The following is a 19,654-nucleotide window of genomic DNA, read 5'->3' as shown; positions in this document are numbered from 1 at the left end:
CCATCGCGCGCGCCCGCGCTGATCGACCCGGAGCGAACGCTGGCGCCGTGTCGTCGCCCCCGGGAATAATCGACCCGTCGGGGCGTTGGCCCTGCGGAGTCCGCCCTCGGGTGACGACCGATCTTCCGACCGAGGAGTTGCCCATGGCCGTCGCGCCGTCGTCCACCACCGCATCCACGTCCACCGCGCCCCCGGCTGCGCCGACCGTCGTCTCACCCGAGGCGAACCGGGTCATCTGGCTCCTGCTCGTCGCGGCCTTCGTCGCGATCCTGAACGAGACGACGATGGGCGTCGCGATCCCCCATCTCATCGCCGACTTCCGGATCACGGCGGTCGCGGCACAGTGGCTCACGACCGCGTTCATGCTCACGATGGCCGTCGTCATCCCGATCACCGGCTTCCTGCTGCAGCGGCTGACGACCCGCGCCGTCTTCACGGCCGCGATGACCCTGTTCTCGACGGGAACGCTCATCGCCGTCCTCGCGCCCGGCTTCGGGTTCCTGTTGGTTGCGCGCGTGGTGCAGGCCTCGGGCACGGCGATCATGATGCCCCTGCTGATGACGACGCTGATGACCGTCGTTCCGCCGCACGCCCGCGGCCGGATGATGGGGCGCGTGAGCATCGTCATGTCGCTCGCGCCGGCGATCGGCCCCACCCTCTCCGGATTCCTCCTCGATACCCTCAGCTGGCGATGGATCTTCGGTGTCGTCCTCCCCATCGCCCTCGTCTCTCTCGCGATCGGGGTCCGCTGGATCCATAATCTCGGCGAGACGCGACGTGCGCCCCTCGACATCCTCTCCGTCGTCCTGTCGGCCTTCGGCTTCGGCGGGCTCGTGTTCGGGCTCAGCCAGATCGGCGCCGCAGGCCACGGCGGCGGGGACGCCGAGGCCGCGGCCCCGGCGTCGAACCTGCCGCTCATCATCGCTCTGTCCGTCGGCGTGATCGCCCTCGGCGCGTTCGTCTGGCGACAGATCGCGCTCCAGCGCAGCGACGATGCGCTGCTCGACCTGCGCGTGTTCCGTTCGGCGAACTTCTCGCTGTCGGTCGCTCAGCTGGCCGTCATGTCGATGGCGTTCTTCGGTGCCATCACGCTGCTGCCGCTGTACATGCAGAACGTGCTCGGGCTCTCCGCACTCGAGTCCGGGCTCCTCGTCCTCCCGGGCTCGCTCGCGATGGGCATCGCCGGCCCCTTCATCGGGCGCGTCTACGACCGTTGGGGCACGCGCGTGCTCCTCGTTCCCGGCGCGGTCATCGTGACCGGCGTCCTGTGGAGCTTCACGACTCTCACCGAGAACACGTCCGTGTGGCTGCTGCTGGCGCTGCAGACCACGCTCTCGCTGGGCCTGGCGATGTCGTTCACGCCGCTCTTCACGGCATCCTTGGGTTCGCTGCAGCCGCGGTTCTACTCGTACGGCAGCGCGATCGTCTCCACGGTGCAGCAGGTCGCGGGAGCCGCGGGGATCGCACTGCTCATCACCGTCATGTCCGCCGCCGAGGCGGGAGCGCTCGACCCCGGGACGACGGCAGCGGGCGCCGCGGGTGCGCGTGCCGCCTTCCTCGTCGCGGCGATCATCGCGTCGCCGCTGATCATCGGGGCGCTTCTCATCCGCAAGCCGGCCGACAGTCCCGAGGGTGCGCCAGCCCCGCACTGAGCCGGCGTCCGGCATCGCCGAACGCGAACGACGAAGCCGCCGGGTGCATCACGCACCGGCGGCTTCGTCATCGCCTCGAAGCGACGTTCAGGAGGTCGAGCAGCATCCCCCGCCGCAGCACGAGCCTGCGTCGTCGTTCGCGGTGATCAGCAGGTTCTTCTCATCGGGAACCGGCTGCAGGGTCTGAGGCTGGGGCGTGGATGCGGTGGACATATCGCCATCGTAACCCCGCAGGGGACCATGCGTCGCTGAGCCTGTCAAGCGCGTCGCAGCGTGCCCCGGCCGAGCGTAGCGTCGGGTCCATGAGCACTCTCGATGGCAAGAAGATCGCATTCCTGGCTACCGACGGCTTCGAGGACAGCGAGCTGACCTCGCCGTGGCAGGCCGTCTCCGACGCCGGCGCCACCGTCGTCCTCGTCGCTCCCGAGTCCGGCGAGATCACCGGCAAGAACGGTCACTCCCAGAAGGTCGACGTGGTCACCTCCGACGCCGAGGCCGATGAATACGACGCGCTCGTCCTCCCCGGCGGCGTCGTCAACGCCGACAACCTCCGACTCGACGCGAACGCCGTCGACTTCACGCGCGCGTTCTTCGAGCAGCACAAGCCCGTCGGCGCGATCTGCCACGCGGCATGGATCCTCGCCGAGGCCGACGTCCTCTCGGGCCGCACGCTGACGAGTTTCCCGAGCCTGCGCACCGATCTCGTCAACGCCGGCGCGACCTGGGTCGACGAAGAGGTCGTCGTGGACCAGGGCCTCGTCTCGAGCCGGACGCCCGATGACCTGCCCGCCTTCAACGCGAAGGTCGTCGAGGAGATCGAAGAGGGCGAGCACGGCGGGCAGACCGCCTGAGCCGCTCCATCCGACCGCCGAAACGACATCCGATCGCCCTCGTGAGCTCACGCTCCGGGGGCGATCGCCACGCGGAGGTGGCGGCCCGCGCGGGCGAGCTCGATCGCGTCGTCGAGCCGGTCGAAGGGCAGCGGCGCCGACACGAGGTCGGCGAACGGGTATCGCCGGGTGCCCGGAGCACGCATGAACGCGACCGCCGCCTGGAGATCGGCGGACGTCGGCGCCCCGCCCCGCACGACGAGTTCCCGCGTGCCGGGGCTCACGGCCGTGAACCGTGCGCTCAGATCCGTCTCGGGGATGTGCTCGGGTGCCAGGGCGGCCCCGAAACGCTCGGCGCGGGCTCGGACCCGAGGATCGGCTGAAGCGACCCGCGCCCGGCCGCCGGTCTCGGCGATCATCGCCGAGAGCACGAGCGGATCGGCGCCCGTGCCCGCGACCGTAACGAGGAGGTCCTCCGGATCGGCGGCCTCTTCCAGCCGGCGCATGGTCGCGGCCGCCCGCGCGACAGCGCCGGGAACGGGGGCCAGGATGCACGCCGGGAGCGCTTCGCCCACGCGGGCGATCGGCGTGCCGTCGACGAGATGCACATGGGTCGCGAAGCCGCCCACGAGCTCGCGGTGGGCACCGATGCGCTCATGCGGCCCCACGGCGCTCACGACGCGCTCCCCGAGCTCGAGTGGAATGCCGTCCACCGCCGCAACGGTGCCGCCGATCGCGGCGATCCTCCCGACGAACTCACGGCCGAGAACCGTCGGGACCGGGCACTGCTCGTCACCGTCGGTGATGGCGAGGTCGTCCTCGGTGATCGTGACGAGGTCGATGCGCACCAGCACATCCCCCGGCCCCAGCACCACGCCGGGGACGGCGATCGTCTCCGGATCGCGACCGGGCCCCATCCAGGCGCGGGCCAGCGCGGCAGGACGCAGCAGCACGTCCATCGGTGCTCGGGTCGCCAGTTCCATTCGCGCCCTCTCGCCGGTGGTGACTCCCTCACTGTCGCAAAGGCCGCCGGCTGCCGGACGCGGCGGCGCACCCCGTTCCGCGAATGTTCACCAGATGGTGGGCGGACCGCCTCCCCGGGGCCGCGGGTACGCTGGAATCCGGCGCGCGAGTGCCGGAGAGGACCACCATGAGAATCGTCGACTCGGCCGACTGGCGCGATCGCCTCACCTACGAGACGCCCTACCGCGTCGCCGACGTCATGCCGGGCGATCCCGCGCGATGCGCCGCGTGTCCCGCCGATGCCGGCGCGCACGACCGCGACCACCTCTGGGCGGTCAAGCACCGCCACCCGACCAACCACGGCGGCTTCGTCCGGTTCTACTGCGAAGCCCACGTGCCCGAACGCAAGCAGCCCACCGTGGTCGCCGCGCGCACCGCACCGGCCCGGCGTGCCGCTCCTCGCGCCTCGACCCCGCGCACCCCGAAAGCGCCGGCTCCCTCGGATGTCGTGCGGGCCATGTGCCCGGACTGCTTCGTCGAGGTGTCCGCCGCGGGCGAGTGCGGCATCTGCGGCATCCGGATCTGATCGGGTGAACGCGCCGGCCGCAGCGGAGTACCCGACCGCGCTATGGTGCCGGTCGCGCCGCGGGACGGCGCTCTGCACACGCCCGCGCGGACACGCCGGCCTGCACAACCGCCTGGGTACGTCCCAGATGTGGTCGGATGCTCAAGCAGATCCGCCTCGGTGCGCCGGCAGCGGCACGCCTGCGGAGGCGGCACCCCCGCTGCCCGACGGGTTTCCCTTCCGGCGCGGCCTGTGCCCCATCTGCACCGCCTTCGTCGAGCTGCACGACGGCCATCTGGCGCGCCACGACGCGTTCCGAGGCACGACGGATGCCGCCGAGGCCGGGGCGCGGGCGCAGTGGTTCAACACCGTTGGGTGGAACTGACCGCCCGAGTGGCCGAGCGGTGAGCCCTCAGGCGCCCGCTTCGTCGTCGCGCCAGGGCAGGTTGAGGTCCCCGGCCGGCACGTCGACGTCTCCGACGTCGTCAGGACCGCCCGTGCCGGGACGAGCCCGCACGAGGTCGTCGTCCACGTCCTCATCGGGGCTGGTCGGCGCCTCGTCCTGCTTCTCGCGGGTCTCGGTGTCGCTCGCCGGGCTGTAGCGCATGTCCTTGCGGACGGCCTCCGGCTCGGAGAGCGGTTCCTGGTCGGTCGCCGGGTCCTGCTGGCTCATCACTTCTCCCTCGCTGTCGGCGCGCCGATTCGACGCTCGCGACCACGGTAGGCAGCGCCGCCGATCGCGTCAGGCGCGTTGACCAGCCGGGAGCGTCGTGCGATGATCCCCCGCCGGTACGGGCAGTATCCGATGATCACCATCCGCGCAAGCGTGAGGTGCCGGATGCGGTTACCCGACACAGTGTTGCCATGAGACGAATCACGTACGCGGGCGACACGGTGATCACGACGGATGACGTTGCGGAGGCACTGGTGGAGCTCACCGCGGCCGTGGCCAACTACGGCCGTGCGGAGGCCGTGCGGATTCCGATCGTGCTCGAGCCGAGCGGCCGCGTCGATGAGGCCGAGCTCGTGATCGGCGTCGGCAACGACGTGCTGTCCGCCCCCGTCGAGTGGGACGCCGATGAACCGGACTTCTCCGAGGGCGCGGACGATCTGCGCGCCCACGAGAGCTACCCCCGGCGCCGGTCCGAGGGCGCTCACCTCTACGCCGTCGAAGACGAGCCTCCCGCGCAGTGGGACCCCGACCTCGAGGGATTCCGCGACGCCTGACCCTTCGCGTCACACTGCCGCCGACCGTGCGGCGCTCGCTCGCTCGATGGCGTAGCGTGGCCGATCGTGCGAGCGATGGTCATGGACAGCATCCGCGGGCCGGTGGCGGTTCGCGAGGTGGCCGATCCGAACGTCCCCGCCGACGGGGTGGTGGTGTCGGTGCGCGCCACCGGTCTCTGTCGAAGCGACTGGCACGCCTGGGCGGGGCATGACGACATCGCCCTGCCGCATACCCCGGGACACGAGTTCTCGGGCGTCATCTCGGAGGTCGGTTCGGACGTCGAGGGCTGGCTGGTGGGTGATCGCGTCACGACGCCGTTCGTCATCGGATGCGGTCGCTGCGAGTGGTGCGCGCGCGGAGATGCTCAGGTCTGCCCGCACCAGCAGCAGCCCGGTTTCACCTATGCCGGATCGTTCGCCGAGCGGGTGGTCGTGCCGGCGGCCGACGTCAACCTCGTCGGCATCCCCGACGGCGTCTCGTTCGAAGCCGCGGCGGCGCTCGGATGCCGCTTCGCCACGGCGTACCGCGCGTTGATCGCCCGCGCAGCCCTGAGCGGCGGCGAGTGGATCACCGTCGTCGGCGCAGGTGGCGTCGGTCTCAGCGCGGTGATGATCGCGCGGGCTCTGGGAGCGCGCGTCGTCGCGGTCGACCGGTCGCCTGCCGCTCTGCAGACCGCTTCCGAGCTCGGAGCGGAGCACGTCGTCACCGCCGACGGCCGGGACGTCCCGGCGGTCGTTCACGAGCTGACGGGCGGGGGCAGTCACGTCTCGGTCGATGCGGTCGGCAGCGAGCAGACCGCAGCCGATGCCATTCTGAGCCTTCGTCGCCGAGGGCGTCACGTGCAGATCGGGCTGCTGCCCTCGGCATCCGGTCGCAGCGCCGCTCCCCTGGCCCGCGTCATCGCGTGGGAACTCGACCTGCTCGGCAGCCACGGCATGGCGGCGGTGGACTACCCCGGGATGATGGCGCTGATCGGCGACGGCAGCCTGCGCCCGCAGGACCTCGTGCAGCGGGTCGTCGGGCTGGAGGAAGGTGCGCGGCTCCTGCCCGCCATGGATACCGCGGGGGCGGCGGGCATGACGATGATCGACCCGCAGCTGGTCTGAGTAACGCGAGACGCGAAGACCCCGCCCGGACGCGGTGGTCCCGGGGCGGGGTCTTCGTCGCCGGGCATGCCGGCCGTGGCTTTCGCTCAGCCCTGGGGCTCTGTCAGCCCTGGGGATTGCGGTTCTCGGCGCTGACCATCCAGGCGAGCTGCTCGAGGCGCTCAAGGATCGAGTGCAGGATGTCGGCGGTCGTGGGGTCTTCCTCGTCGACCTCGTCGTGCACGTCACGGCAGGTGCCGATCGTCGCCTCGAGACGCTCGGTGATCAGGTCGATGACCTCCGCCGTGTCGATCTCGCCCTGCGGGAACTCGGGCAGCGTCGTGGTCTCGGCCACGGTGTCGCTGCGGCCATCCGGGAGGGCGTGAAGCGCACGCATGCGCTCGGCGACCGTGTCGGCGAACTCGCGCGCGGCGTCGATGATCTCGTCGAGCTGCAGGTGGGTGTCGCGGAAGTTGCGTCCGACGACGTTCCAGTGCGCCTGCTTGCCCTGGAGCGAGAGCTCGATGAGGTCGACGAGCACCTTCTGGGTGTTCTCGCTGAGCTTCTGCGAAGCGCGGAAGCCGCTCTCGGCGTTCTGCTCGTTCGTCAGACCGGCGCCGGAAGCGCGGCGCTTGTTGCGCGTGGTGGTGGTGTTCGTGGCCATAGTGTTGCCTCCTCGAGTCGAGATGACATCCACGCTAGGCAGGGTCGGCGCGAGGCGCCCACCGGTTGATGGAACGTGCGGGGGCTGGTAACGGGGCATGCCCCGCCCTTACGACGCTGGTTCGGCGCGTTCCAGGCGGTGCCCGCTGGTCAGGCGCCACCGTCGACCATCAGCATCGGTGAACTCCACCGACTGAACGTAGTAGGGATCGTCCCGGGGGCCACCGGCGTGGTTGTAGTCGGCGGCGAAGTGAGGGAAATAGTGCTCGGGAACGTCCCAGTCCGTCTTGCTGTTCCGACTCGCGACCGTCGTGTCGCCCGGATACACAACCGGTATACGACACTCTTCCTTGGCGAACCACTGCTTCTTTGCACTGCTCCAGCCGCGGCTGAGAATACGAATGTCGCTGACGGGACGATCCGAGCTGTTGCGAATGAGCAGTACACCGTGGATGGGAGCGCCTGCCCGCGACGAATCCGTGATCACGATCATCGACACCCAGATCTTGCTGGCCTGCTCTCGTTCGCTCTTCTCGGCGTCGCGGCGATGCGCGGCGGCCGCATCCTCCGATGCCTTCGCGCTGAGCGCGTTGGCGACGCGCGAGGACTCGACAGCGCGTCGCGCGGCCGAACTCGACACCCACGCGAGAGCGAGCGTTCCCAGGCCGACAACGACCTGCACCCAGAACATCGGCCAGTCAGTAGTCATGGCATTCCTTCTTCAGCCGCATTCCGCACAGAGCTGTCGGTGACCCCGACGCGAAACAACGATGGATGAGATTCGTTGTCGACTGTACGAGCAGACAGAATGGAGGCGCGAACGGGACTGGCGGCAGCGGCTGACGGTTCCCCCCTTACGTCTCATGATCGGTCTCGGTGTTTTGCAGTCTCCCGCGGGGAACGGACGGGAAAAATCCTTCCACCACAAAGCGAGGCATATGGAGCACCCACGAGGGAAGATCAACCGTTTGATCGATACGCGTCGTATGTGGGGCCCCGACTCGTGGCCGATCGAGCGACGGTCTCAGAAGATGAACGGGACGGTGAACCCGCCGGAGAACAGCGCCGCCAAAAGCCCTACAACCGCCAACCCCGCCAGCACGATGTACGAGAGGGACCGTAGCCACTCCCACGCCCGCTCGCCGCCCCGAGCAGTGAGGACCAAGGCCGCGGTCGGCACGATCATCAGAGCGCCGAACAACAGGGCCGGGGCGACGCGGACATCGGGAGCCGGGCAGGGATTCGCGAGCGCGCACAACACCGGAATACCCTGAGCCAGCCACAGGAGCAGCCATGTCGCGAGAAGAATGACGATCGCGGGCAGCACCCTTGCCAACGGACCTGCAGGTCGTGTTTCACGAAGCTCCACATCGCCACTTTGGCAGGAATGGAGCGAGCAGGACTAGACGTTGAAGCGGAACTCCACGACGTCGCCGTCCTGCATGACGTAGTCCTTACCCTCGAGGCGCGCCTTGCCCTTCGCGCGGGCCTCGGCGACGGAGCCCGTGGCGACGAGGTCCTCGAACGAGATGACCTCGGCCTTGATGAAGCCCTTCTCGAAGTCGGTGTGGATCACGCCGGCGGCCTGCGGAGCCTTCCAGCCCTTGCCGATCGTCCAGGCGCGCGCTTCCTTCGGACCCGCGGTGAGGTAGGTCTGCAGGCCCAGCGTGTCGAACCCGATGCGCGCGAGCTGGTCGAGGCCCGACTCGTCCTGACCGGTCGACGCGAGCAGCTCGGCGGCTTCCTCGGGGTCGAGGTCGATGAGCTCCGACTCGATCTTCGCGTCGAGGAACACCGCCTGCGCGGGCGCGACGAGCGCGGCGAGCTCCGCCTTGCGCGCGTCATCCGTAAGCACGGCCTCGTCGACGTTGAAGACGAAGATGAAGGGCTTCGCGGTCAGCAGACCGAGCTCCTTGATGGGCGCGAGGTCGATGCCCGATCCCGAGAGCAACTCGCCACGCTGTAGGGCGTCCTGCGCAGCCTTGGCGGCGTCGAGCACGGAGGGGTCGAGCTTCTTGCCGCGAACCTCCTTCTCGTAGCGCGTGATCGCCTTCTCGAGGGTCTGGAGATCGGCGAGCTGCAGCTCGGCGTTGATCGTCTCCATGTCGTTCTGCGGGTTCACGGCGCCCTCGACGTGCACGACGTCGTCGTCAGCGAAGCCGCGGACGACCTGCGCGATGGCGTCGGCCTCGCGGATGTTCGCGAGGAACTGGTTGCCCAGCCCCTCACCTTCCGACGCACCGCGCACGATGCCGGCGATGTCGACGAACGACACCGCTGCGGGAAGGATGCGCTCGGAGTGGAAGATCTCGGCCAGCACCTTCAGGCGCGGGTCGGGGAGGTTCACCACGCCGACGTTCGGCTCGATCGTCGCGAACGGGTAGTTCGCGGCGAGAACCTGGTTCTTGGTCAGGGCGTTGAAGAGGGTCGACTTGCCGACGTTGGGCAGTCCTACGATTCCGATGGTGAGAGCCACGGGCATCCAGTCTACGTGGCCCGCCGGCATCGCCTCCGACCGATCCGGATCGCCCGGCTCGGCGGCGCGCCTCCCCTCCCCTGCTCCGAACGCGGGTGACGCTTGTCCCGTGGCACTGGACTTCACCGCGATCGACTTCGAGACGGCGAACTCCTCCAGTGCATCCGCATGCTCGGTCGGACTCGTCCGCGTTCGCGACGGCGAGGTCGTCGCTTCCGACGGCTGGTTGATCCGCCCGCCCTCCGGCCACGACCGATTCTTCGACATCAACGTGTCCATCCACGGGATCACCGCCGACGCGGTGGAGCATGCTCCCGGCTGGGTGGCGCAACTCCCCCGGCTTCTCGAATTCATCGGTGACGACGTACTGGTGGCACACAACGCCGGATTCGATATGGCCGTGCTGCGCCGCGCGTGCGAGGCGACGGATGCCGCGCTCCCCGCGATCCGCTCGGTGTGCAGCGTGCAGCTGGCACGCAAGACGTATCAGCTCGACTCCTACCGACTGCCGCTCGTGGCCGCCGCCGTCGGCTTCCTCGACTTCGCTCACCACGACGCCCTGGCGGACGCACTCGCGTGCGCACACATCACGATCGATGCGGCCCGTCGGGCCGGCGCGCACGACCTCGTCGAGCTCGCGATGCTGCTGGGGGTGCGCGTGCCCGAGCACGAGCCGATCGGGGCTTCGCTGCTCAGCCCGGCCTGACCGAACCGCTCGCCGGTCTCGGGCCTGGGGACAGTTCCGGAGCGATGTCGGAGGTCCGTGACATGATTCGAACATGCATTCGAATGGCGGACTCGGTAGCGGGATCGGCAGCGACGGTGACGTCGACGTCCTCGCTCAGCTCGTCGCGGATGCCGAGGGCATAGCGGATGCCGCACGGGCGGCACAGGTCCGGGAGGTTCGTCTCCTCGCCGCCGCCGGCCAGCTGGCTGAGTCCCCGGCCGCCGGGTCGTCGGAGAAGATCAAGGCGCGAGAGATGGCGCTTCGCGGGATCGCCGCGGAGCTCGCCGGAGTGTTCGTCACGACCGACCGGACCCTGCAACGCCGGATCGATGAAGCCCGCGATCTGGTTGAGAACTATCCGGTGACGATGACGGCGTGGGAGGACGGGCGCATCGTCCGCGGGCACGTGCGGGTCATTCAAGAGGTCGGATGCCTGGTGCCCGTGGAGGAGCGGGCAGAGTTCGAACGGGTCGCGGTCGAACGGTGCGAGGGCGAAAGGCCCAACCGGGTGCTGGAGGCGTTGCGGATGATCGCGGAGCGGATGCACCCGCGGACGTTCACCGAGCGGCACGAGGAGGCCGCGGCCGGTCGGTGCGTGCGGGTGCAGTCCGGGGCAGACGGGATGTCGGACCTGATCGCGACGCTGCCGACGGTGATCGCGGATGGGATCGTCGACCGGCTGACGCGGCAGGCGCGGGAGATCATCAACGCGCGGGCACAGGCTGACGCTGCGGCCGGCGTCGCTGAGGGGCGAGCCGACGCACCCGACGCGGGCGCCGACGGGAACGGTGGCGCACCCGATGCCGACACCACGATTCGCGACGGGTCGTCGTTCGTCGGTGACGCCCGAACCATCGACCAGGTCCGCGCCGACGTTTTCTCCGACCTTCTCCTCGCCGGGACACCCGCCCTCGATCCCACCGGCACAGGTGACGGCGACGGAACGCTCGGCGCGATCCGCGCGCACGTGCAAGTGGCCGTGTCCGCCCTCACACTGATGGGGCAAGACGAGGGTCCGGCCGACCTCGCGGGGCGCTCCCCCATCGACGCCGCCACCGCACGCAAGCTCGCCGGCAACGCGACCTCCTGGGACCGGCTGCTCACCCACCCCGTCACCGGAACCGTGCTCGAATGCGACAGCTACCGGCCTACCGCCGCCATGGTGCGACTGCTGCGCGCCCGTGACCGGCACTGCCGATTCCCCGGATGCCGACAACCCGCCATCCGCTGCGAGTTGGACCACACGATCGCCGCCTCAGAGGGCGGGGCGACGCACGTGTGCAACCTCGCGAACCTCTGCAAGAGACACCACGACGTCAAACACCACACCCGATGGCACGTCCGACAACTCCCGGGTGGGCGGCTCGTGTGGACCTCACCGACCGGACGCATCTACCGCGAAGACGCACCACCACCACTCGTCGCCTTCACCATCGCCGAGCCACCCGACCCGGGTCCGCCGCCGTTCTGACGAGTCCGCCGTTCGGTAGGCGCTGGTCGGGGGATCAGCTTGCACGGGCCGCAGGTTCGGCGTGCGCTTGCTCGCGATCTCGGGCGTGCGCGGGTCTTCGCTTCGCCAGTGAGGGTCGCCGGTTCGGCGTGCACAGACAAACCCCACCGGGGGCTCCGCCGTTCTGACGGGTCCCCGGTCCGGCCGGCGCTGGTCGCCGGTTCGGCTGCCGGCTCGGTCAGTTCGTGGCCCCGCGTCGGCGCCGCGCGCGTGGGTGCGGAACTACGCGCCGTCACCCGGCGACGGCCGCGCGTGCGGCCATGCCACCCACCCGTTCGGCACGTCGTGGAGCACCTCGCGGGCCCGGGCGAGCCGATCTGGCGGAAAGCCCTCCGCACGCGATTGGCCGGACGCGTCTCCCTCGGGGAAGGTCAACGCGTGCTGCACCGGAAGCTCGACATCAGGCACGACGGCCTCGCGGAAGTTGCCGGTCACGACCGCGAAGACGTGCTGCTCGAGTTCGCGTGCGACCGTCTGCCATTCCTCGTCGCATGCATCGCAACCGCAGAGCGGGTAGTGAGCGTCGAACAGCAGTCCCGAGTGCACCGAAAGCCCCGGATAGGCGTCGAACACGAAAGTGACGGGCGCGCACCGCGGATCGGTCGGGCGCAGGCGCACTGCACGGAGCACATCGAAGGAGCTGGGCCTGTTCAGGTCTTCAGCGACGTGGACGCCGTCCTCGACCTCGATCTCGAAGGTCTCGCGCAGGAACGCGACGAGAGCGTCGGCGACCGCATGCAACGGCGCGAAGCGCTCCGGATGCGTGTCGACCGAGTACGTCTCCTCGGGCGGCGAGCCCGGCCAACGGTTGCCGTACGGGATCACCTCTCCGTCGGCGTCGCGGAACACCGGCGTGTCGATGGCCGGACGCACGTAGCCGTTCATACCGACATCCTCGCTCACCGGCCCCCTTCCGGCGCGGAACGCGCCGCGCCGCATACCCCGCCTCCGGGCGATGTCGGAGCCACCCGGCATCCTGGACGCATGGACGCCGCTCTCGTCTTCATCCTCATCGTCGTCGCCGCGATCGCCGCAGCCGGCGGCTGGTTCGCGGGGTCCGCTCGCGCCTCACGTGAGGGAGCAGCCGACCGCGCGCGGCTCGAGGCTCGCGCGGCGGTGGCCGAGGCCGAGCGCGACGCCCACGCCGAGCAACTGGAACGACAGCGTGAACTGCAGCGCGAGCTGGGAACCCAGGCGCGGCTCGACCAGGCCGCTCGCGATGAACGCGAACGCCGCGAGCAGGCCGTGCTGCGTGCGCTCGCCCCGGTCCAGGAGTCGCTCCAGGCGATGCAGGCCAAGGTCGAGCTCCTCGAGCGCGAACGCAGCGAGCAGTTCGGCTCGGTCGCAGAGCAGCTGCGCCTCGGGCGCGAGACCGACGAGGCACTCCGGTCGACGACGGAGTCGCTCGCCGGCGCCCTGCGCTCGAGCGCCGCGCGCGGCGTCTGGGGCGAGACGCAGCTGCGACGCATCGTCGAGTCCGCGGGGCTCACGCGCTACGTCGACTTCGAACTGCAGTCCAGCATCTCGTCCGACAGCGGCGCGGGACGACCCGATCTGGTCGTGCGCCTCCCCGGCGACAAGGCGCTCGCGGTCGACGCGAAGGTGCCGCTCGACTCCTACCTCGAGGCGAGCGCGATCCCCGTCACCGCGCAGGGTGAAGAGGCGCGACGCCGCAAAGCGCTGCTGGCGGCGCACGTCAAAGCGGTCCGCGCCCACGTCGATGCGCTCGCGAAGAAGGCCTACTGGCAGGGGCTCAGCTCGAGTCCCGAGTTCGTGGTCTGCTTCATCCCGAGCGAATCGCTCCTCGCCGCCGCCCTCGACGAAGACCCGGCGCTGCTCGACTACGCCTTCAGCCGGCGCGTCGCCCTCGCATCACCGGTCAACCTGTGGGCGGTGCTGAAGACCGTGGCCTACACGTGGACGCAGCAGGACGTCTCCGACGAAGCCCGGCGCCTGTTCGACCTCGGCAACGAGCTGTACCAGCGGCTCGGCGGCCTCGCGTCGCACGCGAACGACCTGCGGCGTGCGATCGAGCGGACGGTCGAGTCCTACAACAAGTTCGTGGGCACGCTGGAGAGCAGAGTGCTCGTGACGGCACGGAAGTTCCCCGGCATCGACGAGACCCGGCTCGAGGCGACGAATGCGCCGAGCCCGATCGAGGCATCGACGCGGATGACGACAGCTCCCGAGCTGCTCAGCGCAGATGTCGGCGAGCTTCGCGAACGGCTATGACGTCGCGGTGGAGCGTGTGAAAAGCGGTGGAGCGTGTGAAAAAGTGAGGGTCGCGGGTCAGGCCGGGAACATGTTGACGAGTCCGACGACGGCGACGGAGACCGCGACGAAAGCGCCGATCATCCACCACGCGCTCATCTGATGCCCCTCGGGGTGGCGTCGACGCAGCAGCACGTCCGGACGTCGCGCGGGGTCGATCGTCACCGCGACCTGACCGGTCGGCGGGTTGTTTGCTGTCATCGACATGGTTCTCCCGGGTGCTGACGTGAAGGTGGTCATCGCCGTTGATACCGCTGCCCATTGTGACAGAGCGATGCTGGGAGCATCAGTGGTTGACACGCGGTCGTGTCGTGATAGTTACACTGCCCCGCCCGCCACCAGTGTCAGAGCCACTTCGAGGTGAGGTGCTCCGAGGTGATCCGGCGCAGCGTCCCCGAAGCGCCGCGCAGGACGACGCTCTCGGTGTAGACGTAGTCGCCTTCGCGCCGAACGCCTCCGACCAGCTCGCCGTTGGTCACGCCGGTCGCGACGAAGATCGTGTTCTTGCCGCGCACCAGGTCGTCAGCCTCATACACGTGACCGTCCAGGCTGAGGCCCGCGTCGATCCCACGCTGCTTCTCGTCGTCGTCGCGCGCCCAGAGCCGTCCCTGGATGTGGCCACCGAGGGCCTTGATCGCGCATGCCGTGACGATGCCCTCCGGGCTGCCGCCGATACCGACGCACATGTCGGTGCGCGCGTTGTGCCGCGCCGCGTTGATCCCACCCGCGACATCGCCGTCGCTCATCAGCCGCGTACCCGCGCCGGCATCCCGGATCTCCTGGATGAGCTGCGCGTGACGCGGACGGTTGAGGACCGAGACCACCAGCTCGTCGACCGGCTTTCCGAGAGCCTTCGCGAGCCGCCGGATGTTCTCGGCGATCGGCAGTCGGATGTCGACGACGCCGACACCAGCCGGGCCGGTGACGAGCTTGTCCATGTAGAACACCGACGAGGCGTCGAGCATGGCTCCCCGGTCGGCCACCGCGATGACGGACAGGGCGTTGTTACGCCCCTCCGCGGTGAGGGTCGTGCCGTCGATCGGGTCGACGGCGATGTCGGCCTGCGGTCCGCGACCGGTGCCGACCTTCTCGCCGTTGAACAGCATGGGAGCGGCATCCTTCTCGCCCTCACCGATGACGATCACGCCGTCGAAGTTCACGGTGGTGAGGAACGCGCGCATCGCATCGACCGCCGCCCCATCGGCGAGCTCCTTCTGGCCGCGGCCGATGAACGGCACCGAACGGATCGCCGCCGCCTCGGTCGCGCGCACGAGCTCGAGTGCGAGGTTTCGATCGGGATGCAGCGGACTCATGTCGGCGGTCAAACTCACCATGGGCCACAGCATAGGTGCGGGCAAGCGCGAGGATCCGCCGCTTTCGGCCGCGCGCCCACGAAGGAATAGGGATTCTTAACGATTCCGTACATCCGGCCGCGCCGCGAACCCGTGGCAACAAGCCGCGTCGTTTCTCCGGCCGCCCCGCCGACGGCGGCAGCGGCCTTCGATAAAGTGGGCTCGGTAACACCGCCGATCTGAGGAGCTTCCATGCCCATCGCCACCCCCGAACAGTACGCAGAGATGCTGGATCGCGCGAAGGCCGGTGGTTTCGCCTACCCCGCCATCAACGCTGCCAGCTCGCAGTCCATCAACGCCGTCCTCCAGGGTCTGACCGAGGCCGGCTCCGACGGCATCATCCAGGTCACCACCGGTGGCGCCGACTACTTCGCCGGCCACACCGTGAAGGGCCGCGCGACCGGCGCGCTCGCTTTCGCGAAGTTCGCGCACGAAGTCGCCAAGAACTACCCCATCACGGTCGCACTCCACACCGACCACTGCCCGAAGCCGGCCCTGGACGACTTCCTGCTGCCGCTCATCGCGGCATCCGAGGAGGCCGTCGCCGACGGAGGTCAGCCGATCTTCCAGTCGCACATGTGGGACGGCTCGGCCGTGCCGCTCGCCGAGAACATCGAGATCGCCAAGGAGCTCCTGCCCCGCATCAAGGCGATCCGCGCGATCCTCGAGGTCGAGATCGGCGTCGTCGGCGGCGAGGAGGACGGCGTGCAGCACGAGGGCTCGAACGACGCCCTCTACACGACGACCGGCGACGTCACCCAGGTCGTCGAGGCCCTCGGCCTCGGTGACCAGGGGCGCTGGATCGCCGCGCTCACGTTCGGCAACGTCCACGGCGTCTACAAGCCGGGCAACGTCAAGCTCAAGCCCGAGCTGCTCGGCGAGATCCAGGCCGGCATCGCCTCGAAGTTCGGCACCGGCGAGAAGCCCCTCGACCTCGTCTTCCACGGCGGCAGCGGCTCGACCGACGAGGAGATCGCCCTCGCCGTCGCCAACGGAGTCGTGAAGATGAACATCGACACCGACACGCAGTACGCCTTCACGCGCTCGGTAGCCGGGTTCATGTTCCAGAACTACGACGGCGTCCTGAAGGTCGACGGCGAGGTCGGCAACAAGAAGGCGTACGACCCGCGCGCCTGGGGCAAGAAGGCGGAGTCGGCGATGGCCGCTCGCGTCGTCGAGGCGACCCGCCAGCTCGGCTCGTTCGGCCAGTCGCAGAGCTGACCACCCACCACACGGAACGGCGCCCCGCGGATTCGTCCGCGGGGCGCCGTTCTGTCGTCCTCAGGCGCGCGTCAGCGTCCGGTCGAGAACCCGTCGATCACGCCCGGGTCCGACAGCAGCGGAGCCGCCAGCAGCAGACTCACGATGACGAACGTCACGATCGCGCCGACGAGCGGGATCCACCACGACAGGCGGCGCAGCGACAGGGACCACCAGGACAGCACCGCTGTCAGCAGCCAACCGGCTCCGTAGACGACAGCGGCGGCGATGCCCCAGGCTCGCCCGCCCGCCGGGTCGGCGAGCGTCCCCTCGATTCCCGCCATGTCCATCCAGGTCTGCGCGAAGCCCGTGAAGTCCACCAGCTGCGGGATGGCGCCGAGCACCGTCACCAGCCCGTACGCGAGCAGGGCCACCGTGATGATCCGGTCGGCGAGCCGCGTGGGGCGAGCCGCCGACGTGGTCGGCCGCGGCGACGGAAGCTGCTGTCGTGCGGACTCGTGGGGACGGGATGCCGCTGAGCCGGCCGGCACCTGCGCCGTCTCGACCACATCGGGGTGCGGCGCTTCCCCGCCCAGTGCCGCGATGCGGGCGCGCTGCTCCTCGGGGGTGGCGTACTCGCCGTACTGCGGGCGCGGACGTTCCTGCTCGCTCATGACCGGCCCCGTCCGCCGCGTGCGCGGGCGTCCTGCTTGCCGGCGGCATCCGTCCGCAGTTCCTTCGGCAGTGAGAACATCAGGTCTTCCTCCGCGGTGCGGACCTCGTCCACGTCGGCGTAACCGGCATCCGCGAGGCTCGCGAGCACCTGCTGCACGAGCACCTCGGGAACCGAAGCACCGCTCGTGACCCCCACCGTGCGGACGCCGTCGAGCCACTCCTGACGGATCTCGTCGGCGTAGTCGACGCGGTGCGCGGCGCGGGCGCCGTACTCGAGCGCGACCTCGACGAGCCGCACGCTGTTGGAGGAGTTCGCTGACCCCACGACGATCACGAGGTCGGTCTCGGCCGCGATCTTCTTGATCGCGACCTGCCGGTTCTGGGTGGCGTAGCAGATGTCGTCCGACGGCGGATCCTGCAGCTCGGGGAACCGGACGCGCAGCCGCCGAACGGTCTCCATCGTCTCGTCGACCGACAGCGTCGTCTGCGAGAGCCACACGACCCGCGACGGGTCGCGCACCTCGACGGTGTCGGCGTGCTCGGGCGACGTCACGATCGTGATGTGCTCGGGCGCCTCGCCCGCGGTCCCCTCGACCTCCTCGTGCCCCTCGTGGCCGATCAGCAGGATCTCGCGATCGTCGCGCGCGAACCGCACGGCCTCGCGGTGCACCTTGGTCACGAGCGGACACGTCGCGTCGATCGCCTGGAGCCCCCGATCGGACGCCGCCGAGACCACCGCGGGAGACACCCCGTGCGCGCTGAAGACGACGTGCGCGCCCTCGGGCACGGCGTCGACCTCGTCGACGAAGACGGCTCCCCGCTCCTCGAGCTCACGCACCACGTGGACGTTGTGCACGATCTGCTTGCGCACATAGACGGGGGCGCCGAAGCGCTCGAGGGCCTTCTCGACGGCGACGACCGCCCGGTCCACCCCGGCGCAGTAGCCGCGCGGGGCGGCCAGGAGCACCCGCTTGGCGGCGCCCACAGGGATATCCTGGAGACGGCCGTGACGCCCCGGCACGCGGGGAACGGGCAGCCGGACGGCGGGAGTGCTCACTCCTCGATTCTACGAGGCGCATCCTGCCGGCCGCTCGGAACCGGCCGTGAGGAGCCCCATGCCGTCGTTCGAGACCGCGCCCGATCAGACGCCGCCGCCGGATGCCGTTCATCCCCGCGACTCCTCACCCCAGACGCCGACCTCGATCTCGCGGCTCAACGAGACCATCCGCGACTTCGTACAGCGGTGGAACGCCGTATGGGTCGAGGGCGAGATCACCTCGTGGAACCTCCGCGGCGGTCATGTCTTCGGCCGCTTGAAGGATGCCGAAGCGGATGCCGCGCTGTCGTTCCGCCTCTGGTCGAGCACGCTGCAGCGGCTCGGCTCGAGCCCGCAGGTCGGCGACCGCGTCGTCGCGTGCGTCAAGAGCGACTACTTCGTGAAGTCCGGCGACTTCTCGTTCACCGTCTCGGCCATGCGCCCGACCGGCCTCGGCGATCAGCTCGTCCAGCTCGAGCGTCTGCGCGCGAAGCTTCGGGCGGAAGGTCTGTTCGACGCTTCGCGCAAGAAGACCCTGCCCTTCCTCCCCCACACGATCGGCCTGATCACGGGTGAGCGCAGCGACGCCGAGCGCGACGTGCACCGCAACGCCGAGCTGCGCTGGCCCCATGTCGCCTTCCGCACGGTGCATGCGGCGGTGCAGGGCGACCGGTGCGTACCCGAGACCATCGCGGCGTTGCGCACCCTCGACGCCGACCCCGAGGTCGACGTGATCGTCATCGCGCGCGGGGGCGGCGACCCGCAGACGCTCCTCGGCTTCAGCGATGAGCGCCTGCTGCGCGCCGTGGCCGCGGCGACCACACCCGTTGTCTCGGCGATCGGCCATGAGAACGACCATCCGCTCCTCGACGACGTCGCCGACCTCCGCGCCTCGACGCCGACGGACGCCGCCAAGCGGGTCGTGCCCGACGTCGTGGAGCAGCGCGCGCTCGTCGAGCAGCTGCGCAGCCGCGCCCGCACGCGACTGACCCAGCGCGTCTCGCACGATCTCGCGCAACTCGAGCAGCTGCGCTCTCGACCGGTGCTGCGCAACCCGGAATCGCTCATGACGACCCGTGCCCACGAACTCCACGTCCTCACGGCGCGCGGTCGAGACGTCGTGACGCGCCGCATGGACGCCGCGGGCCACGACGTGGCCCGGCTCCGCGCGACTCTTCGGGCGCTGTCTCCGGGCGCCACGCTCGACCGCGGCTACGCGATCGCGCATCTCGACGAGGGAGTCATCATCCGCGATGCCGCGCAGGCCCCGGCGGGCGCGCACGTCACCGTCACCGTCGGCCGCGGGGCCTTCGCGGCGCGGTCCGAGGGCATCGTCGACGATGGGGCCGCGCCCGCTGAGGCGACGGGCGCACCGGCGAACGCGACGGGCGCACCGGCGGACCCGTCCTAGAATGGCTGAC

The 19,654-nt window shown here is 69.9% G+C and carries 22 protein-coding genes; 10 read left to right on the top strand and 12 right to left on the bottom strand.

Annotation, left to right across the window (positions count from 1 at the left end; genetic code table 11):
- The first annotated feature begins 143 nt into the window (after positions 1-143).
- Entirely contained in the window at positions 144-1,652 is a 1,509-nt protein-coding gene (locus CI089_RS09795) for a DHA2 family efflux MFS transporter permease subunit (protein ID WP_094261431.1), read from the top strand.
- An 87-nt stretch (positions 1,653-1,739) separates the two neighbouring features.
- Here CI089_RS09795 and CI089_RS16620 read toward each other — a convergent pair whose 3' ends face one another.
- Complete coding sequence (locus CI089_RS16620) at positions 1,740-1,865, bottom strand: hypothetical protein (RefSeq protein WP_256977771.1); 126 nt, start codon at positions 1,863-1,865, stop codon at positions 1,740-1,742.
- An 89-nt stretch (positions 1,866-1,954) separates the two neighbouring features.
- Between CI089_RS16620 and CI089_RS09790 the strand changes: the two genes are divergently transcribed.
- Positions 1,955-2,503: a type 1 glutamine amidotransferase domain-containing protein gene (locus CI089_RS09790; protein ID WP_094261430.1), complete on the top strand. Its 549-nt coding sequence runs from the start codon at positions 1,955-1,957 to the stop codon at positions 2,501-2,503.
- Between the two features lie 47 nt (positions 2,504-2,550).
- Here CI089_RS09790 and CI089_RS09785 read toward each other — a convergent pair whose 3' ends face one another.
- Complete coding sequence (locus tag CI089_RS09785; RefSeq protein ID WP_094261429.1) at positions 2,551-3,465, bottom strand: alcohol dehydrogenase catalytic domain-containing protein; 915 nt, start codon at positions 3,463-3,465, stop codon at positions 2,551-2,553.
- A gap of 167 nt (positions 3,466-3,632) precedes the next feature.
- Between CI089_RS09785 and CI089_RS09780 the strand changes: the two genes are divergently transcribed.
- Positions 3,633-4,031 carry a glucose-6-phosphate dehydrogenase gene (locus tag CI089_RS09780; protein ID WP_094261428.1) on the top strand — a complete coding sequence of 133 codons (399 nt, stop codon included), beginning with the start codon at positions 3,633-3,635 and terminating at the stop codon, positions 4,029-4,031.
- 391 nt (positions 4,032-4,422) lie between these two features.
- On the opposite strand, the gene CI089_RS09770 is transcribed toward CI089_RS09780, so the two are convergent.
- Entirely contained in the window at positions 4,423-4,683 is a 261-nt protein-coding gene (locus CI089_RS09770) for a hypothetical protein (protein WP_094261426.1), read from the bottom strand.
- A 191-nt stretch (positions 4,684-4,874) separates the two neighbouring features.
- Here CI089_RS09770 and CI089_RS09765 point away from each other — a divergent pair, with 191 nt between their 5' ends.
- Together CI089_RS09765 and CI089_RS09760 are read left to right on the top strand one after the other, a co-directional pair.
- A complete protein-coding gene (locus CI089_RS09765) occupies positions 4,875-5,237 on the top strand; it encodes a hypothetical protein (protein WP_094261425.1) in 363 nt (120 codons plus the stop codon).
- A 66-nt stretch (positions 5,238-5,303) separates the two neighbouring features.
- A complete protein-coding gene (locus CI089_RS09760) occupies positions 5,304-6,344 on the top strand; it encodes a zinc-dependent alcohol dehydrogenase family protein (protein ID WP_094261424.1) in 1,041 nt (346 codons plus the stop codon).
- Positions 6,345-6,447: 103 nt separating this feature from the next.
- On the opposite strand, the gene CI089_RS09755 is transcribed toward CI089_RS09760, so the two are convergent.
- From CI089_RS09755 to ychF, 4 genes are all read right to left on the bottom strand, one after another.
- Complete coding sequence (locus tag CI089_RS09755; RefSeq protein WP_094261423.1) at positions 6,448-6,987, bottom strand: Dps family protein; 540 nt, start codon at positions 6,985-6,987, stop codon at positions 6,448-6,450.
- Between the two features lie 108 nt (positions 6,988-7,095).
- Positions 7,096-7,695: a hypothetical protein gene (locus CI089_RS09750; RefSeq protein WP_143738982.1), complete on the bottom strand. Its 600-nt coding sequence runs from the start codon at positions 7,693-7,695 to the stop codon at positions 7,096-7,098.
- Between the two features lie 315 nt (positions 7,696-8,010).
- Positions 8,011-8,313, bottom strand: coding sequence for a hypothetical protein (locus tag CI089_RS09745; RefSeq protein ID WP_094261421.1), 303 nt, complete (start codon positions 8,311-8,313; stop codon positions 8,011-8,013).
- Positions 8,314-8,388: 75 nt separating this feature from the next.
- On the bottom strand, positions 8,389-9,462 hold the full coding sequence (ychF, locus tag CI089_RS09740) for a redox-regulated ATPase YchF (protein ID WP_094261420.1): 1,074 nt from the start codon (positions 9,460-9,462) through the stop codon (positions 8,389-8,391).
- Between the two features lie 109 nt (positions 9,463-9,571).
- Between ychF and CI089_RS09735 the strand changes: the two genes are divergently transcribed.
- On the top strand, positions 9,572-10,168 hold the full coding sequence (locus CI089_RS09735; protein ID WP_094261419.1) for an exonuclease domain-containing protein: 597 nt from the start codon (positions 9,572-9,574) through the stop codon (positions 10,166-10,168).
- 73 nt (positions 10,169-10,241) lie between these two features.
- Positions 10,242-11,660, top strand: coding sequence for an HNH endonuclease signature motif containing protein (locus CI089_RS09730; RefSeq protein ID WP_094261418.1), 1,419 nt, complete (start codon positions 10,242-10,244; stop codon positions 11,658-11,660).
- A gap of 261 nt (positions 11,661-11,921) precedes the next feature.
- On the opposite strand, the gene CI089_RS09725 is transcribed toward CI089_RS09730, so the two are convergent.
- Positions 11,922-12,584 (bottom strand): DUF6226 family protein, encoded by a 663-nt coding sequence (locus CI089_RS09725; protein ID WP_094261417.1) that lies wholly within the window; start codon positions 12,582-12,584, stop codon positions 11,922-11,924.
- Between the two features lie 99 nt (positions 12,585-12,683).
- Here CI089_RS09725 and rmuC point away from each other — a divergent pair, with 99 nt between their 5' ends.
- Positions 12,684-13,931 carry a DNA recombination protein RmuC gene (gene rmuC, locus CI089_RS09720; protein WP_094261416.1) on the top strand — a complete coding sequence of 416 codons (1,248 nt, stop codon included), beginning with the start codon at positions 12,684-12,686 and terminating at the stop codon, positions 13,929-13,931.
- Between the two features lie 57 nt (positions 13,932-13,988).
- Here the strand turns inward: rmuC and CI089_RS09715 are convergent, their stop codons facing one another.
- Together CI089_RS09715 and glpX are read right to left on the bottom strand one after the other, a co-directional pair.
- Positions 13,989-14,171 carry a hypothetical protein gene (locus tag CI089_RS09715; protein WP_023950432.1) on the bottom strand — a complete coding sequence of 61 codons (183 nt, stop codon included), beginning with the start codon at positions 14,169-14,171 and terminating at the stop codon, positions 13,989-13,991.
- A 143-nt stretch (positions 14,172-14,314) separates the two neighbouring features.
- Entirely contained in the window at positions 14,315-15,304 is a 990-nt protein-coding gene (glpX, locus tag CI089_RS09710; RefSeq protein WP_036304839.1) for a class II fructose-bisphosphatase, read from the bottom strand.
- 210 nt (positions 15,305-15,514) lie between these two features.
- Between glpX and fbaA the strand changes: the two genes are divergently transcribed.
- Positions 15,515-16,543 (top strand): class II fructose-bisphosphate aldolase, encoded by a 1,029-nt coding sequence (gene fbaA, locus CI089_RS09705; protein ID WP_094261414.1) that lies wholly within the window; start codon positions 15,515-15,517, stop codon positions 16,541-16,543.
- Positions 16,544-16,614: 71 nt separating this feature from the next.
- On the opposite strand, the gene CI089_RS09700 is transcribed toward fbaA, so the two are convergent.
- Together CI089_RS09700 and CI089_RS09695 are read right to left on the bottom strand one after the other, a co-directional pair.
- Positions 16,615-17,196 (bottom strand): DUF6264 family protein, encoded by a 582-nt coding sequence (locus CI089_RS09700; RefSeq protein ID WP_094261413.1) that lies wholly within the window; start codon positions 17,194-17,196, stop codon positions 16,615-16,617.
- Positions 17,193-18,254 carry a 4-hydroxy-3-methylbut-2-enyl diphosphate reductase gene (locus tag CI089_RS09695; protein ID WP_179223307.1) on the bottom strand — a complete coding sequence of 354 codons (1,062 nt, stop codon included), beginning with the start codon at positions 18,252-18,254 and terminating at the stop codon, positions 17,193-17,195. Before CI089_RS09695 ends, CI089_RS09700 begins: the two co-directional genes overlap by 4 nt.
- Positions 18,255-18,312: 58 nt before the next feature.
- On the opposite strand from CI089_RS09695, the gene xseA reads away from it, so the two are divergent.
- The gene (gene xseA, locus CI089_RS09690) at positions 18,313-19,644 is read left to right on the top strand and encodes an exodeoxyribonuclease VII large subunit (protein WP_094261411.1); all 1,332 of its coding nucleotides are present in this window, start codon (positions 18,313-18,315) and stop codon (positions 19,642-19,644) included.
- Positions 19,645-19,654 lie beyond the last annotated feature (10 nt).

It is taken from the genome of Microbacterium sp. Yaish 1 (genome assembly GCF_002245215.1).
Taxonomy (GTDB): Bacteria; Actinomycetota; Actinomycetes; order Actinomycetales; family Microbacteriaceae; genus Microbacterium.
This window is presented reverse-complemented; position numbering and strand designations above follow the sequence as displayed.

Excerpts from the sequence above, each read along its gene's own strand:
- CI089_RS09795 (WP_094261431.1), top strand. The coding sequence starts at position 144 with ATGGCCGTCGCGCCGTCGTCCACCACCGCATCCACGTCCACCGCGCCC.
- CI089_RS16620 (WP_256977771.1), bottom strand. The coding sequence starts at position 1,865 with ATGTCCACCGCATCCACGCCCCAGCCTCAGACCCTGCAGCCGGTTCCC.
- CI089_RS09790 (WP_094261430.1), top strand. The coding sequence starts at position 1,955 with ATGAGCACTCTCGATGGCAAGAAGATCGCATTCCTGGCTACCGACGGC.
- CI089_RS09785 (WP_094261429.1), bottom strand. The coding sequence starts at position 3,465 with ATGGAACTGGCGACCCGAGCACCGATGGACGTGCTGCTGCGTCCTGCC.
- CI089_RS09780 (WP_094261428.1), top strand. The coding sequence starts at position 3,633 with ATGAGAATCGTCGACTCGGCCGACTGGCGCGATCGCCTCACCTACGAG.
- CI089_RS09770 (WP_094261426.1), bottom strand. The coding sequence starts at position 4,683 with ATGAGCCAGCAGGACCCGGCGACCGACCAGGAACCGCTCTCCGAGCCG.
- CI089_RS09765 (WP_094261425.1), top strand. The coding sequence starts at position 4,875 with ATGAGACGAATCACGTACGCGGGCGACACGGTGATCACGACGGATGAC.
- CI089_RS09755 (WP_094261423.1), bottom strand. The coding sequence starts at position 6,987 with ATGGCCACGAACACCACCACCACGCGCAACAAGCGCCGCGCTTCCGGC.
- CI089_RS09750 (WP_143738982.1), bottom strand. The coding sequence starts at position 7,695 with ATGACTACTGACTGGCCGATGTTCTGGGTGCAGGTCGTTGTCGGCCTG.
- CI089_RS09730 (WP_094261418.1), top strand. The coding sequence starts at position 10,242 with ATGCATTCGAATGGCGGACTCGGTAGCGGGATCGGCAGCGACGGTGAC.
- CI089_RS09725 (WP_094261417.1), bottom strand. The coding sequence starts at position 12,584 with ATGAACGGCTACGTGCGTCCGGCCATCGACACGCCGGTGTTCCGCGAC.
- rmuC (WP_094261416.1), top strand. The coding sequence starts at position 12,684 with ATGGACGCCGCTCTCGTCTTCATCCTCATCGTCGTCGCCGCGATCGCC.
- CI089_RS09715 (WP_023950432.1), bottom strand. The coding sequence starts at position 14,171 with ATGACAGCAAACAACCCGCCGACCGGTCAGGTCGCGGTGACGATCGAC.
- glpX (WP_036304839.1), bottom strand. The coding sequence starts at position 15,304 with ATGGTGAGTTTGACCGCCGACATGAGTCCGCTGCATCCCGATCGAAAC.
- fbaA (WP_094261414.1), top strand. The coding sequence starts at position 15,515 with ATGCCCATCGCCACCCCCGAACAGTACGCAGAGATGCTGGATCGCGCG.
- CI089_RS09700 (WP_094261413.1), bottom strand. The coding sequence starts at position 17,196 with ATGAGCGAGCAGGAACGTCCGCGCCCGCAGTACGGCGAGTACGCCACC.
- xseA (WP_094261411.1), top strand. The coding sequence starts at position 18,313 with ATGCCGTCGTTCGAGACCGCGCCCGATCAGACGCCGCCGCCGGATGCC.